Annotated in this window: 1 protein-coding gene; it reads left to right on the top strand. The window is 75.6% G+C overall.

Features of this window, described 5'->3' with window-relative positions:
• Positions 1 to 1,789, top strand: a 1,789-nt coding sequence (locus EBO15_RS43320) for a WD40/YVTN/BNR-like repeat-containing protein (RefSeq protein WP_407643405.1), incomplete at both ends; no start/stop codon positions are given.

The raw sequence follows: 1,789 nt of genomic DNA on the forward strand, positions 1-1,789 counted from the left end.
GCGCCGCCGTCCGCGCCCGCCGCGCCGCGCACGCAGGCCGACCTTCCGCAGGTCCCGCCGCAGGCTCCCGCGCAGCCGCCCGCGCCGCCCGCTATGGATCCGTTCCCGTATGCGCAGCAGATCCCGGACGCCGCGCCGAAGGCCGCCGAGCCGTTCCCCTTCGCCCAGCAGATCCCGGAGACGCCGAAGCCCGCGGCACCGCAGCCCGCCGCGCCGGAACCGTTCCCCTACGCGCAGCAGATCCCGGACAAGCAACCCTCGTCCGACCCGTTCCCGTACGCGCAGCAGATCCCCGACAAGCAGCCGAACGCGCCCGAGCCGTTCCCGTACGCGCAGGAGATCCCGCAGGGCGGACTCGCGCGCGGCCCGCAGCCCCCGGTGGCGGACAGGACGATGACCGATCACACGGTCCTCGACCAGCCGTCCGGCTTCCCCTACGCCCAGCGGATCCCGGACGCCGGGACCAGGGTGGACGAGGGCGTCCAGCCGATGGCGCCGCCGCTGATCGACGAGCCCTGGCGCTCCGACGCGAAGAGCGGCAAGAAGGGCAGGAGCGGCAAAGACAAGGCTGCGAAGGCCCCCGGTCAGAGCCGCTCCAAGAAGCCGCTGATCATCGGCGTCGCGGGAGTCGTCGTGCTCGCCGCGGCGGGCGGCGGCGGGTTCTTCCTGCTGCGGGGCGGCGGCCACGGAGGCGGCGGCGAGAACGTCAAGGCCGGCGACGCGGTCTTCCCCACCGGGCAGCTCTCCGCCCAGGACGGACGCGCCCGTCGGCTGACCGCAGTCGGGACCGCGGACGCGACCGTCGTCGCGGTCGGCGCCGAGAACGACCGCGGCTGGTTCGTCGTCTCGACCGACGGCGGACGGACGTTCGCGCCCGCGAGCGTCCGCGACACCGACGGCGACGCGGCCGCGCCCGGCGAGATCCCGGGCCTGGTCGCCGGATCCGGGCACGGCTGGGTCGCGATCGGCTCCCGTCCCGGCGGCGGGACGGTCTGGACGAGCTCCGACGGCCGCGAATGGCGCCGCCAGGCCGAACCCGCGGGCAGCCAGTTCGGACCGAAGTCGCACGTCAAGCGGCTGATCGCGACCGACTCGGGCTTCGTGGCGGTCGGCGAGACCTCGCGGCGCGGCGACTTCCGCGACACCGTCCCGGCGGTCTGGACGTCCTCGGACGGGGTGCGCTGGGAGGAGCACGCCGGGGGAGGCCTCGGCCTGCCGATCCGCAAGGGCAAGGTCACGCTGTACGACGCGGCCGCGTCCGGCTCGGCACTGCTGGTCGAGGGCTTCCACGCGGTCGACGCCAAGCACACCGGGCGCAAGGTCTGGCGCTCCACCAACGGCGGCAAGAGCTGGGCCGAGTCGGTCGTCCCCGTCCCCAAGGGGACGCGCGGACTGGTCATCGGCGGCGCCCCCGCGGGCTTCGTCGCGCTGCGCGAGATCAACGACGGCGGCAAGGCGTTCGCGCAGGCGTTCACGTCCAAGGACGGCGGGTCGTGGACGAAGGCCGGGTCCCTCCAGACGTCCGGCTACCGCATGACGACGCACCTCGCCGGATCCGACAAGGGCTTCGCGGCCCTGGTCGTCCGGGGCCATGACCTGCTGATCTCCCGCAGCGCCAGCGGAAGCGCGTGGCAGGACGGCGGGACCCTGGCTGCCCCGGAGGGCCGGGCCGCCGCCGGGTTCGCGCTGAGCGGCGAGCAGCCCGTCGTGGTCGGCCAGGACGCGCGCGGCGGACCCGCGCCGGTCCTCGCCGCCTGGGACGGATCCGGCGCGCCCCTGCCCGGCGCCG

This window comes from Actinomadura harenae, assembly GCF_003696215.1.
Taxonomy (GTDB): Bacteria; Actinomycetota; Actinomycetes; order Streptosporangiales; family Streptosporangiaceae; genus Spirillospora; species Spirillospora harenae.